General features: G+C 68.5%; 12 protein-coding genes and 1 pseudogene. 6 read left to right on the forward strand and 7 right to left on the reverse strand.

Going from position 1 to position 13,396, the window contains the following annotated elements:
* Positions 1 to 204 precede the first annotated feature (204 nt).
* Positions 205 to 1,440, reverse strand: a pseudogene (locus FJ309_09250) (ISL3 family transposase).
* A 183-nt stretch (positions 1,441 to 1,623) separates the two neighbouring features.
* Here FJ309_09250 and FJ309_09255 point away from each other — a divergent pair.
* The 5 genes from FJ309_09255 to FJ309_09275 all read left to right on the forward strand — a co-directional run bounded on the left by FJ309_09255 (position 1,624) and on the right by FJ309_09275 (position 6,382).
* Positions 1,624 to 3,534 (forward strand): hypothetical protein, encoded by a 1,911-nt coding sequence (locus FJ309_09255; protein MBM3954785.1) that lies wholly within the window; start codon positions 1,624 to 1,626, stop codon positions 3,532 to 3,534.
* On the forward strand, positions 3,531 to 4,283 hold the full coding sequence (locus FJ309_09260; GenBank protein ID MBM3954786.1) for an SCO family protein: 753 nt from the start codon (positions 3,531 to 3,533) through the stop codon (positions 4,281 to 4,283). Before FJ309_09255 ends, FJ309_09260 begins: the two co-directional genes overlap by 4 nt.
* A gap of 194 nt (positions 4,284 to 4,477) precedes the next feature.
* Positions 4,478 to 4,735 carry a hypothetical protein gene (locus FJ309_09265; protein ID MBM3954787.1) on the forward strand — a complete coding sequence of 86 codons (258 nt, stop codon included), beginning with the start codon at positions 4,478 to 4,480 and terminating at the stop codon, positions 4,733 to 4,735.
* 93 nt (positions 4,736 to 4,828) lie between these two features.
* Entirely contained in the window at positions 4,829 to 5,077 is a 249-nt protein-coding gene (locus FJ309_09270; GenBank protein ID MBM3954788.1) for a hypothetical protein, read from the forward strand.
* Between the two features lie 12 nt (positions 5,078 to 5,089).
* Positions 5,090 to 6,382 (forward strand): FAD-binding oxidoreductase, encoded by a 1,293-nt coding sequence (locus FJ309_09275; protein ID MBM3954789.1) that lies wholly within the window; start codon positions 5,090 to 5,092, stop codon positions 6,380 to 6,382.
* 94 nt (positions 6,383 to 6,476) lie between these two features.
* Here FJ309_09275 and FJ309_09280 read toward each other — a convergent pair whose 3' ends face one another.
* The 6 genes from FJ309_09280 to FJ309_09305 form a co-directional block, all read right to left on the reverse strand.
* Positions 6,477 to 8,012, reverse strand: coding sequence for a hypothetical protein (locus FJ309_09280; protein ID MBM3954790.1), 1,536 nt, complete (start codon positions 8,010 to 8,012; stop codon positions 6,477 to 6,479).
* Positions 8,013 to 8,247: 235 nt separating this feature from the next.
* Positions 8,248 to 9,246, reverse strand: coding sequence for an ABC transporter substrate-binding protein (locus FJ309_09285; GenBank protein ID MBM3954791.1), 999 nt, complete (start codon positions 9,244 to 9,246; stop codon positions 8,248 to 8,250).
* A 24-nt stretch (positions 9,247 to 9,270) separates the two neighbouring features.
* Entirely contained in the window at positions 9,271 to 10,035 is a 765-nt protein-coding gene (locus FJ309_09290; GenBank protein MBM3954792.1) for an ABC transporter permease, read from the reverse strand.
* A 29-nt stretch (positions 10,036 to 10,064) separates the two neighbouring features.
* The gene (locus FJ309_09295; protein ID MBM3954793.1) at positions 10,065 to 10,826 is read right to left on the reverse strand and encodes an ABC transporter ATP-binding protein; all 762 of its coding nucleotides are present in this window, start codon (positions 10,824 to 10,826) and stop codon (positions 10,065 to 10,067) included.
* Positions 10,827 to 10,990: 164 nt separating this feature from the next.
* Positions 10,991 to 11,725: an SDR family oxidoreductase gene (locus tag FJ309_09300; GenBank protein MBM3954794.1), complete on the reverse strand. Its 735-nt coding sequence runs from the start codon at positions 11,723 to 11,725 to the stop codon at positions 10,991 to 10,993.
* Entirely contained in the window at positions 11,722 to 12,681 is a 960-nt protein-coding gene (locus FJ309_09305) for a hypothetical protein (protein ID MBM3954795.1), read from the reverse strand. Before FJ309_09305 ends, FJ309_09300 begins: the two co-directional genes overlap by 4 nt.
* 29 nt (positions 12,682 to 12,710) lie before the next feature.
* Here FJ309_09305 and FJ309_09310 point away from each other — a divergent pair, with 29 nt between their 5' ends.
* Positions 12,711 to 13,334: a Uma2 family endonuclease gene (locus tag FJ309_09310; GenBank protein MBM3954796.1), complete on the forward strand. Its 624-nt coding sequence runs from the start codon at positions 12,711 to 12,713 to the stop codon at positions 13,332 to 13,334.
* Positions 13,335 to 13,396 lie beyond the last annotated feature (62 nt).

The following is a 13,396-nucleotide window of genomic DNA, read 5'->3' on the forward strand; positions in this document are numbered from 1 at the left end:
CTCCGCCAGATAGCGCCTGCCCCGCAACTCCCGCCTCAAAAGACCAGCCGCAATCGCGGTTGCTCGCCTGAATCACAGTCAGGCGTGCTCTCGAAACCGCAAGGTTTCGTCACCGATCTCGCTGCGTTTGCCAGCGCATGCCGAGAGGTGAGGTCGCGTTCAACCCGAACCAAGTGTTTGCTGTTTTTCGGTTCTTCCGGTATTTCAGTGGCAGGGTAGCCGCGGGCTGAGGTCGAGTTTCCCGCAGAAGAACAGGATTCGCGTCCTGTAGTTCTGGAAGGACCGGAAGCCACGAGCTGCGTACTTCAAGGCCTGGATGACGCTGTTGAAGCCCTCGCTCGTGGCGTTGGTGATGCGGTGCCGGAAGTAGCTCAGAGGATTTGGCAGATGGCGATTGAGCATTCTCGCCACCTTGATGATCGGCCGCAGGCGGCACCGCACACCCCAGGCGTACCACTGGTTGAAGAAGTCCTCGGCACTCGTCGGCTACACATGCCGCCAGAACCAGCGGAACTCCTCCTTGATCGCCCAGGCTCGGGCCGTCTTCAGGCCGTTCCGCCGGATGGCCGCGAACCTGCGCCGCTGCTTTGGCGAGAGATTGGCTTTGTTGAAGAGCCAGAGCTGCCGTGTCCCCGTGAGCCGGTCATCGTCTTCGGCCTGAAGAGCCTTGTTCTCGGCACGCCGCACCTGATCGACCGCCTCTCCCAAGTGCTTTGCGACACGGAACTTGTCGTGCACGAGTTCCGCGTTCGGGGTCTGGTTCGCCACCGCGCTTGCGTAGGCTGGGAGCATGTCGGCAGCCGCGGCCACAACCTCCTGCCGCTGCTCGACCGTCAGCGTCTCAAGGACGGCCTCCGCCGCGGCCTGGGTTCGCCCTGGGGCGACGTCCAGGACGCGGGAGCCGTCAATGTCGGTGACAACGGTGACATAGTCGTGCCCTTTTCCGAAGCTCTTCTCGTCGATGCCGACGTGGGGAATGGGCGTCGCCTCGCGCCGCTCGAGGCCCCGTTCGACGGCCCGATCCATGATTGTCTGGGCCGCATCCCAGGAGAGCCCGAGGAGGGAGGCCGCGGCCTTGACGGTGCGGCATGCCTGCAGGACTTCTATGGCGAAGGCTTCGAAGAACAGCGTGAAACGGCTGTGCTTTCCTGCCCACAGCGGCACGATCGTCTTCACCCGGTGATCCGGGCAGCGGCACCGTGGCAGTCGGGCGACCAGCTCCGTCGTGAACTGCATCGTGTCGAGGTGCCGCCAGCGCCGCTCCTCCGCGTGATCGGCAATACCGCAGGATTGGCTGCATTCCGGGCAGTAAACGCCCGAACCGACATGCGCCAGGCGGATTTCGACTCGCCGCTCATCGAGCCGAAGGTCAACAGCATCGACTCGCCAGGAGTTGTCGAGGCCCAGAAGCCGGGTATAATGCGTGAAAAGTGCGTCCATCCCCGCACTTTATGTCACCGAAGCCCCCGGAACGACCTGCCCGTGCCACGAAATTCCCCGAAGAACCTGTTTTTCGGAAATTGACTGAAAGAACACAGAGTGTCGGTTGAAGAAGTTTGTTCTCCGCCCGAGTGACGACCCTCGTCCGACTCGTCGCGGAACCTTGTTGTAAACGGAGTTCTCATGCCCAAGCGTCGCGTTTCCAGTTTCGTCGACCGTCGTCCGAGCTCATCCCGTGTTTCTGCTGCCGCGACATCCCGTCGCAAACTCCTCGGAACCTCCGTTGCCCTGTCTGCCGCTCTCGGCACATCGCGGCTCCACGCTCAAAGCAGGCTCCCGGATCAGCAGTTTCCGGTGCTCAAGCAGCCCGACGCCCCGTTGACGGTCGACCTTTCGACGTTCGCCGATCCGCTGATCAACGAACAGATCCCGCGGTGGGTCGATCGGATCATCTTCCCGCGGTGGCTGCCGCCGGTTTCGACGGGAGCCGTTCCGTCAGCCTTCGGTGGCCCGGTCGGAAGTGTCCACCACGGCGTCGCCCCGGAGTGGTTTTCGCACCCAGCCGATTGGGATCGCTTCCCCACGCAGTATTACCAGTTGTACTACACAACGGGCAGCTACAGGTTCCTCCCCAGTTCGATGCGGATTCCCGCGACGAACTTCTGGGGGTATGCGGGCGGAGGGGCGAACGGAACGATGTTTCCCGTGGGGTTGCCCCCGCTTTTTCGATCCCGGATCGGCCAACCGGCACTCGTGCGCGTCATCAACGCATTGCCGGAGGAAATGTCGCTGCACATGCACGGTGGCCACTGGCCGGCACACCCCGACGGCCATCCCGACTTCCTGATTCTGCCAGGAAAGGGACGCGATTATTACTATCCCAATGTCCTGCCGCGGAAGAACGGCGGCAACGAGTCCGGTTCAGCTTTTGACACAACCGAGTCGCCCAGCACGATGTGGTATCACGACCACGCGATCCACCTCACCGCGGCCCACGTCGCGCGCGGATTAGGCGGAGGTGTCAACCTCTGCCTCGATGACCTCGAAACCGACCTGATTCGCTCAGGGGTCCTGCCCGGCATCCGGGGCACGTCGGACGTCGGCCCCGAGTACCGCAACCCCTACGATTTGCCGCTGGTCATCCGCGACGACATCTTCGACACGAAGGGGCAACTCAACTACACGAGCAACGGCCACAACGGCTATCTCGGCAACGTGGCGCGCGTCAATGGCCTGGCCTACCCGTACATGCAGGTCGAGGCCCGAAAGTACCGGTTTCGCGTGCTCAACGCGAGCAACGCCCGGGTCTGGCGACTGCGGCTGAGCAACAACGCCCCGTATCTCCGAATCGGAAAGGACGCTTGGCTGTTCCCCAAGCCGCAGCAAACCCAGTCGATCCTTCTCGCGATAGCGACGCGGGCCGACATCGTCGTCGACTTCAGCAAGTACCGCCCGGGCACCGAGATCTATCTGGAGAATATTCTCCATCAGGAGGATCCGCGCGGGCCGGACGGCAAACTGGAGGACGAAAACGTCACGACCGCGCCGACGGCACCCGACTGGCGGCATCGGATCCTGAAATTCGTGGTCGTCCCGAGGGATAACCGTTTTCCCGACGCTTCGATCAACCTCACGTCGTCGTTGCGGCCGCACGAGACACCTCCGGCCAATTTGGTCACGGCGCGGCGGAGGTTCCGTTTCGAGCGGAAGAACGGGATGTGGGCGATCAACGGTGCGTTCTACGAGCCCAACATCGCCAACGCGTTCATGCCGGAGAACGCCGTCGAGGAGTGGACCCTTCACAACGGGGGTGGTGGATGGTGGCATCCGATCCACATCCACCTCGAATCACATACCCAAGTCGCCGATCTCCGTACCAGGAAGCCGATCCCGTATCACGACAGCTTCAAGACCGACACTACGACCCTGGGGCCTAACTCCGAGATCGTGGTGCGGATGAGGTTTCGAACATTCCGGGGACCGTTCGTGTTTCACTGCCACAACGTGGAGCACGAAGACATGGACATGATGTTTCAGTTCGACCCACGGATTCCGATGTCCAACTCCCCGGCCCCGCAGCGGTGGTTTCCATGACCGGGTTCGGCCGCACGATGTCCATCGCCGCGATTGCGGCCTCGCTCGCGTTGTCCGCGGCCTGCCATGGCGAGGAATCCGCGTTGCCTGCGGTGGCCACGGCGGCCATCGGGAGCCCGCCCGTCGGGCCGCTTCACCTGATGCGCCACCCGATGGGGGATCGCCTCCCGGACGCGGCCCTCGTCGACGACACCGGCCGCGACGTGCGGTTCATGTCGGACCTCGTCAGGAATCACGCGGTGGTGATCAGTTTTTTCTATACGACCTGCCGGGGCACCTGCCCGGGGACGAATCTGGTGCTCGCGGACCTCCGCGATCGGCTTGCCACCGACTTCGGCCGGTCCGTGCGCATGATTTCGATCAGCATCGAACCGGAGAAGGACGACGTTGACGCGATCGCCGAGTATGCCGCGCGGTATCGCCTTCCGACGACCGATCCGGATACCCCGGAGTGGGTGTTCCTGACCGGTTCGGCCGACGAGATTCGTGGCCTCAGACGGGCCCTCGAACTGTACGACAGGGACCCCGCGGTGGACCTCGATCCGACACAGCACGCGGCCGCGGTCGTTATCGGCAATCATGCAACCGGTCGTTGGTCCACCGTACCCGTCGGGGTCGGTGCGGAGCGGCTGTCATCCCAGGTGAGCAGAGTCGCGGGCTGGACGGCTGCCCAGCGGTATTCCACCCACCGCTCCCCGCCGCGGGGACCCGACGGCGGGGCGGCGACGATCCTGGCGGAACAGCGCTAGCTGTCCGTGGACGAAGCCATCCCTGGCGGACCCGCCGGCCTGCTGGGCGCCAGGCGTCGGCCGACCGGTGCGGGCTTGCCTGCCCCTCCACGATTCGGGTGATAGCGAAGGCGAACGAGTCGCACACCCCGGGGGGTCCGAGGTGCCCACGGCCATCGATGGCCCGCATCCTCGGCTGTTCCGTGAGGTGGATGATGACGACCGCCCTTCGTGAAGCGGCGAAATTCCTCGCCGGTCTGGCGGCCTGCGAGACCCTCGGCCACCTGTGGCTGGGCATCTGGGGCAGGCACCTGCTCCCGATGGAGCTGGGATGGTTCACGTTTACCGAGACGATGAACGACGTGGTGATGGTCGCGTGGCCGGTCGCACTCTGCGGCCTGGTGTGGTTCGCCTGGCTGCGGCCGGCAGCCGCCGAGCGCGGCCTGCACCGCGGGGCGCGGTCGGTGTCGTAGGGAACGTGGGGATGGCCGGTGGTGATTCACGCGCGAGTCGTGTCACAATGCCACCGCCCCGGAGCCCCCACCCGATCACGGAGCGCTCGGCCCATGGAAGGCGATCGCGATGACCTGACCAGGCGGTCGGTGCTCCAGCGCACGGCCGCCAGTGGCGCGGGGGCCGTGGCCGGGGTGCTCGTCGCCGGCCCGGGGAGCGGGGAGGCGCGGGGCGCCGTCGAGACGGTCGCTGCCAAGGAGGCCTGGGCGGCGAGCCGCGCCTGGTGCCTGAGCGGCAACCGGCTCGTGAAGGCGACCGGCCCCGGTCCTTTCGCCACCACCACCACCGCGCGGCAGGTCTAACGCCCCGGGTCGATCGCCGAGGTCGTCGAGGTGGTGAAGTCGCTGCCGCCTACCACGCCGATCGCCTGTGTCTGCGGCGGTCACGAGTCGTCGAATGCCGCCATCGTCGCCGCCAGCGACGCGGTCGTCCTCGACCTGGCGCGGCTCCAGGCGATCGAGTTTGCCACCGACTCCGGCGGCACGCTCGTCACGGTCGGGGCGGGCGTCGTCTTTCGCCAGCTCGTCGAGGCGGTCAAGGCGAAGGGAGGCGCCCTACCGGTGGGGACGGGGCCCGATGTCGGTGTCGTCGGGTACGTCGTCAACGGCGGCCTGAGCGGCTACTTCTCGCGCCGCCTCGGCCTGCTCGGCCAGCGCGTCGAAAGCCTCACGGTGGTGACGGCGGCCGGGGAGGTGCGTGTGGTCAAGGCCGGCAGCGAGCTGTGCACGGCACTGCTCGGGGCGGGAAGCGCCCTGGGGATCGTGTGCGACGTGACGATCCGCGTGGCCGATGGCAGCATCCTCCGCTCGGCCGAGCAGCGCGTGGTGGGATTCCAATCGCGCGCCCAGGCGGTGGCATTCGCCCGGGATGCCCTGCGGATCCTCCGCGACCGCGTCCTGCCGAATGATTCGGTGTCGATGGAGCTGGTGGTCTCGGGAGCCAAGGCCGTGGTCGTGACGGTCGTGTTCTACGACTCGTTCCGGGGCGATCCGGCCGATTTCGTCAGGCCGCTGGAGGAGCTCGCGGCACGGCTCGAGCTTCCGATCGTCGCCCGGGCGACATCGACCACGTGGTACGAGGCGGCCGCGGCGCTGTGGCCGGTCCTCGCCGAGATCAAGGGAAGTCCGCTGGGGATGCTGCAGCACTGCATCGGGACCGAGGGCGCGCCCGACGACGTGATCCTCGACTTCATCGCCGACACGGTCGTCGCCGAGGCGCCGCTCGACGAGGCGCCGTTTTCGATCATCGAGATCCGCACGCTCGGGGGGGCGGTGATCGAGAAGACGCCGCTGCCGACCGGCAACTGTCGCCACCGGTTTTTCGTCGACGTGATCACGCTCTACGACGCCAAGGGCAAGACCGTGGAAGAGCGGGAGAAGATCGCCGACCTGACGGCGCGCGTCGCCACCAAGGCGCGGGGCGTGCCCGGGCTGGCGGTCGACTTCAGCGGCACGCACTCGCAGCCCGACGACCCCCGCCATGCCGTGGAAGACAACGTGATCTTCGGAACGGAGACGCTGGCCGACGTCGTCCCGCGCCAGAAAACCGCGCTCGATCCGGCTGATCGGTTCCGGTTCCACCCGTTCGCCAGGCTCCGGCTCGGCTGACCGACTGCCCTCGGGGCGTCGGCGTGAATTGCCCGCCGTCCTCGGATTCGCCGCCGAAACGGCCAGCGAGCTCCGGCCGGCCGTGACAGCCGGCTCATTCGGCCGCCTGCCGGGTCACGATCGGCACGTAGCCGATCTCGAGGCCGGGCGGCGGCACGACGAGCAGCGCCGGGTCGAGGTCGGCCAGACTGCCGACGGTCGGCGGCGGCAGGTAGTCGCGCTCGATCGTCCAGTCGCGATGGAGGAGCTCCACCCGCTGCTGGAGCGCCTCGCGCTCGGCCGCGTCGAGATCGGCATTGAGCAGCGCCGGCTGGTCGGCGAACCGATACCACCAGTAGGTGACCACGCTCCCGTCGCCCAGGGCGACCTGAAACGGCCCCGCCGCCGGACCCGGCATCTTCCAGCAACTGCCGGGCCCGTCGGGGGTGACGTACGGTCCCCGTTCGGCGCCGCGGCGGCGCGGAAACTCCACGGTGTCCAGGCCGCACTCGGCCGGAACGTCGCGGCGATCGACGACGGCCCAGCGCCGGCGCTCGTTGCCGTCGCGCTCGAGCTTGAAATACTCGGGGAGGGTGACGACCGGGCGCCCCTGGGCATCGGTCGAGTCCCGCGCAGCTTCACCCCACCGGTAGGCGTAGGTCGTCTCGTCGAGCGCGACCGGCGTGGCGAACGACGGCCAGGCGATCGGCACCTTGCGGTCGCGCGGCGTGTTCGGCGGATAGATCTGCCAGGTCGCGCCTCCCTTGCCGTCAAACGGATGGACGCGCCCCGCCGCCGGGTCGATCCGCCCTGACACCGCCGGCCCTCCCTTGAACCAGGCGTCGACGCCGTCCCACAGCGCGGCGCGCCCGTAGGCCGTGATCCGGTGGATCAGAGGCGCCGGGGAGTCGCGCCGACCTGGGAAGCGCGTCGGCGCGACCCGGGCAAACGTCTCGCCATGTGTGTCGTCGGCGATGAACGCGGGGACGTGCTGCGTCTCCATCTGCACCGCCTTGTTCGGTTCGGACGGGCGGGTGTCGAGAAACGCCCCGGCCAGGTCGCGTGCCTCCAGCGACGGCTTCGACCAGAAGAACGGCAGGAAAAACGTCACCGGTCCCTTGAAGTTGCCGGTGCTCAAAAACAGCGTCCAGCACTGGTTACCGGTCGGCACGTCCGCGCCGGCGGTCGACGCCTTGGGGGTGGTGAGCGGCAGCGGCAGGTAGCCGTAGCCGACCAACTCGCCGCAGGTGCCCTGCTTCAGATTGAGTCCGTCGGGCGGCCACAGGACCCACGGGCTGAGCTGGGCGATCGCGTAGTGACCGGCTGGCTTGCTCCAGTCGCGCCCCTTGCCGGCGCCGGGCCCGTTGGCCCACTCGACGAACTCCCGCGCCACGCCCCCCATGATGAACTTCGGCGTCTCCGTGGCGAAGCGCGTGTCGCGCCACCACCCCAAGCCCCCTTCGATGTCGGAATAGGCCTTCTCCGGTTTCGGCCCGTCGTACCGCGCGAACATCCACGTGCCGAACAGCCCGCTTTGAAACGCCTGCCCAGGGTAGTGCTCGAGCAACGGCCAGGCCGCCACGTACATCGAGAACCCAGCGTCGTAGGTCGCCTCCACCTTTCCGTGCGGCACGAGCAGATAGCCCGCCATCTCCGCGGACCGTGGCCCCGGGTCGTCGGCCGGGGCGACGACCGACGGACCGAGGGCGAGGAGGATCGCGACCAAGGCACACGGCACGCGGGCGGGACGGCATGCGCTCGTCATGGGGCAGGGCACCTGTCGGTGGGAATCGGGTCGAGCGGGGTACGCCGAGGTTTCTTCGGGTCGCGGTCGGCCGCATCCGGCGGCCGATCATGTGGCTCACAGTCGGCTGGCGACCGCGCGGTCACCGGCCCGGCGCGGCCTCGGGCAGGAACGCGAGCGTGTAGCAGTCGGTCGCCTTCACCTTCGCCCCGAGCGAGGGATCGAGCGCGGTCATCTGTTCGAGGAGCCGGTCCCAGCGCTCGGCAGTCATCGTGCCCAGCTCGTCCACCGGCATGTCGCCGGGGAGGCAGAGGCCGCGGAGGATCGCCACCCCCTCCTCGAGCATCGGCCGCGTGACTCCTTCGGGATTGACCTCGAGGAGCCGGGCATTGGTCGCCGTCGGATCGGCGAGGTATCCGCGCCAGCCGGCGATCGCCGCGGTGACCATCCGCCGCACGAGGTCGGGGCGCTCGCGGACGAGCTTTCCGGTCGTCACCAACACGCTCGAATAGGGATCGAAGCCGAGGTCGGAGACCATCAGCGTCGTGATCGCGACCCCCTTCTGCCGGGCGAGGAGCGGCTCGGAATAGACGTAGCCCTGCTGGGCGAACGACGAATCGCCGACGGTCAGCGCGACGCCGCCGGTGAACGGCACCTCCTTCACGCCGGTGAGCACTCCCTTCGACCGCATGAACTCGACGAACGCATGGCCCTGCTGCACCTGGAGCGTCATCCCCTTCCTGCCGAGATCGGCAAACGACGTCACGCCGCTGTCGGCTCGGGTGAGGATGCAGCGCGGGTGATGCTGGCAGGCGGTCATCACCGTGACGACATCGGCCCCCTGGCTGCGGAAAATGACGACGTCCTCGGCATTGGCGACGGCGAACTGCACCCGTCCGCTCGCCAGTTCGCCGGCGACGCGGATCGCCCGACCACCGGGGCGGACCTCGACGGCGAGCCCTTGGGCGGCGTAGTGCCCGCCGATCGCGGCGGTGTAGAACCCGCCGTGCTCGGCCTCCGGGAACCAATTGAGCTGGAGGACCACCGGCTCGGCGCGCGGCGCCGCGGCCGGCGGTGCGGGGCGACTGCACCCGGCGAGGACGAGGATCGAGCCGACGAGAAATGCGAGCTTGGACGGCATCGGTAGCGCTCCTGGAAGCGGGCGTCAGTCGCCCGTGCCGGGAAGATACCGGCGCAGGAGCCGATCGGTCAGCAGGCTGACCGCGGCGAACATCGCCAGGCCGAGGAGCGACGACAGCAGGACCGCGGCGATCAGGGCGTCGGTCTTCCCCATCGCCAGCCACCGGTCCATCACGGCCCCGAGGCCCGGGGAATCGCCGCCGCGGCCGACGAAAAACTCGCCGACGATCGTCCCGATCACTGCCAGGCCGCAGCTGATCCGCAGCCCCTGGGCGAGGTGGCCTGTCGCCGTCGGCAGACGGAGCCGGAGGAGCGTGGGCACGCGCCCCGCACGGTACAGGCGAAACAGGTCGCGGTGGTTGGCGTCGAGCGCGAGGAGCCCGGCAGTGACGTTGGAGAGGATCGGAAACAGCGCGATGATCGCCGACACGAGGATCACGGTCCGCTCGCCGTAGCCGCTCCAGGTCACGAGCAACGGCGCGATGGCGACGATCGGCACGGTCTGGAGAAACAGCACGTAGGGATAGACCGCCATCCGCAGCATCCGCGACTGGCTGAACAGGATCGCCAGCGCCGTGCCCACGACCGCCGCCGTCGCCAGCCCGGCCACCGCGCCCCGCGCGGTCACCGCGAACGCCTGTACCAGGGCGGCGCGCTTCTCCCACGCCGCCGTCGCCACCTGCCCGGGCGACGGCAGCAGGTAGGGGGGAATCCGCCAGTGGCCGATGGCCCATTGCCAGACGGCGACCACGGCCACGGCGGTGGCAAGCGCTGGCAGCGTCTCGAGCAGTGCCCGACCGGGGCTCGTCCGCGTGCGGCTCACCGTACGGCCTCCGCGAGCAGGTCGGTGACGGCGTCGTACAGCCGGCCGAACGCCGGGGTTCCGCGCGTGCGGGCGAGGCGCGGGCGCGGGAGATCGACGGCCACGGTTCCGCCGATCCGGCCGCGGTCGATCGAGGCGACGCTGTCGCCGACGAGGATCGCCTCGCCGATGTTGTGGGTGACGAGGACCATCGTCCGCGGATGCCGGGCGTGGAGATCGAGGAGCAGATCGGTCAGTCGCGTGCGGAGCAGGTCGTCGAGCGCGGCGAACGGCTCGTCGAGGAGGAGGATCGCCGGCTCCGTGACCAGTGCCCGGGCGAGCGAGACGCGCATCCGCATTCCCCCGGAGAGCTCGGCGGGGCGCTTGGCCAGATCGGCCGCGGCGAACCCGACTTCGCCGAGCCACCGGGTGGCGGCCGCCCGGCGCTCCGCGCGGGTGCCGCGGCCGACGAGATCGAGCGGCAGCATCACGTTGGCGACCGCGTCGAGCCAGGGGAGCAGCGCTGGCTCCTGGAAGACGTAGGCCATGGCGCCGGCCGCGACGGTTCCCGTCCCGGGCTCGATCGAGCCCGCGGTGGGCTGCTGAAGCCCGGCGATGCAGCGCAGCAGCGTCGTCTTGCCACAGCCGCTCGGGCCGACGAGCGACACCGCCGCGCCCGCCGGCACGTCGAGGTCGACGCCGCACAGCACGTCGCGGCCCCCCTCGAACCGCACGCTGACCTGGCGACAGGCGATCGGGACGGGGGCTGCAAACTGCATCTGTATAAGTCTATCTGTCCGTGGACAAAGCCCTCCATGGCCTTTGTCCACTCGAGCGACCGCGGGAAACGCCGAGGGTTTCCCGGGTCGCCGTCGGCCGCATCCGGCGGCCGATCCCTTTTTCCTCGGGCTGCTATCCTTCGGCGTGCGACACGCGGAACCGATCAGATCAGGTAGCCCCCGGAGACCTTGATGTTGGTGCCGGTGACGTAACCGCTGGCCGGGTCGGCGAGAAACAGCACGGCCCGCGCCACGTCGTCGACCGTGCCGTACCGCCCCGCGGGAATCCGGTCGAGCGGCGGCTTGCGCTCGGAGTTGTCGAGCGTGCCCGGGGAGACGCCGTTGACGGTGATCCCGTGGGGTGCCTCGGTGACCGCCAGCGTGCGCGTCAGCAGGAGCACGCCCGCCTTGCCGATCTTGTAGGGGGTGACCATCGGCACGGCGAGCGGCGAGTCGGCATCGACGTCGATGATGTTGACGATCCGGCCGAAGCCTCGGCGCCGCATGAAGGGCAGTGCCGCACGGCAGGCGTGGTGGGTGATGTGGAGCGTGTGGTCGATGCCGTGGTGCCACTCGGCGACGTCCATCTCGCCGAGCGTCTTCCAGACGATCGCCGAGGCGTTGTTGACGAGGATGTCGAGGCCGCCGAGGCGCTCGGCCGCGGTGGCGAAGGCGGCGGCCGTCGCCTCGGCGTCGTCGAGGTGGGCCGCCAGGGGCAGGGCACGCCGCCCCAGGGCCTCGATCGCCGCCACCACCTCGAGCGCCTCGGCATGGCTGTGGCGATAGTGGACGACGACGTCGGCACCCGCCTCGGCCAGCGCCAGACACAGTGCCCGGCCCGTGCGCTTGGCACCGCCGGTGACCAGCGCCACCCTTCCGAGGAGCGGTCGGGCGCTCATGGCGCGTCGGCCGTGGCCGCTCCGAGCAGGGCCTGGATCAGATCGGGGTGGTGGGTGCGGATCCAGTCGGCACCGGCAAACAGGACGTTCGACGCGAACAACAGCCGCGCGAGCGGCTCGGGCTTGCGCGCCGCGTAGAGAAGGATCGGGCAACCGAGCGTGCGGAGCCGGGGGAGGTTCCACAGGACGCTGTTTTGGAGCTGCGTCTTGCCGGCATCGTCGGTCGCAGGATGGATGATGCCGAGGTTCGGATCGACGATCACCTCCTGCACGCCGGCGGCCCGCGCCTCCTCCACGCGCGGCCCGAGATGGTCGAGGATCCCCTGGAGCCGGTAGGGCACCGGGGCGGCCGCGCGCATCCGGTAGGCATCGCCATACGGCATGTATGTGAGGATCAACGGCGCACCGGCGGCCGCCACCGCGGCCAGCGCCTCCTGCCCGATCACGGCGCCGGTGAAATTCACGACCGTCGCTCCCTCGGCGAGCGCCACGCGGACCGTCACCGGGCTCCAGGTATCGACCGACACGCTGAACCCCGCGTTGACGAGGCAGCGCAGCGCCGGCACGAGCCGCCGCTGCTCTTCGGCGTCGTCGATCATCGGTGCCGTGGCCGTGATCGACCGGGCACCGAGATCGATCACGGCACAGCCTTGGTCGCGGAGGAAACTCGCGCGCTCGAGGAGCTGGCCGGTGCCGTCGACAACCGAATCGGTGACCATCGACTCGGGCGACAGATTGACGACGCCGAGAAGCGTGCGCGACGGAGGAGAGTGCATCGGAATCCGGTCGAGGAGTCTCATGTCGGCTGTTGCAGTCTTCGACGGCCACTTCCCTGGCCGCGCGCGTGCCGCGATCCCGAATGGCAGAACTGACGACTGTGACGCGGAAGGATACGCCGGCGGGCTCCACGTCGCCACGGACGGTGTGCTTTCGTATACTGAGTACCACGGAATCATGAGTCGATCCCGCCGACAGTGCCGCCACCATGGCCACGCTCCCTTCTGCCGCCCCGTCCCGCCATCTGATTTCGGTGGACGCGTTCCACCGCATGGCCGAGACGGGCATCCTCGGTCCCGAAGACCGCGTGGAGCTCATCGACGGGGAGATCATCGACATGTCGCCGATCGGAGTCCTCCATGCGGCGATCGTCGCGCGACTGGCTTCGTATTTCAGCCTGCGTCTCGGGGCGGCGGGGGGCGTGTGGTGCCAAAACCCGCTCCATCTCGACGATTTCAGCGAGCCTGAACCCGATATCGCGATTCTCCGGCCTCGGGTCGACTTCTACACGGCATCGCATCCGGGTGCGGCCGACGTGCTGCTCGTGATCGAGGTTGCCGACACGAGCCTCGCCTACGACCTCGGTACGAAGGTGCCCCTCTACGCCCGCCACGGCATTCCGGAGGTGTGGGTGATCGACGCGGCCACGCGGCAGATCCGCGTGTTTCGCCGGCCGGTCGGCGGTGGCGAGGTCGGTCGCCCGGAGAGCAGCGGCTACGCCGAACAAGCGAGCGCCGATCCGCACGAAGCGGTCGCGTGTGCCACCGTGGTCGACGACGCCGGCAACGGGATTCCTGTCGAGCTGGCTCGACTCCTCCCGCGATTGGCATGACGGCCGTTCGCGACGGTCTGACCGGGCACCCTGCCGCCCACCCTCTTCCATGGCCCTCGGCC

The organism is Planctomycetota bacterium, from assembly GCA_016872555.1.
GTDB lineage: Bacteria > Planctomycetota > Planctomycetia > Pirellulales > UBA1268 > F1-20-MAGs016.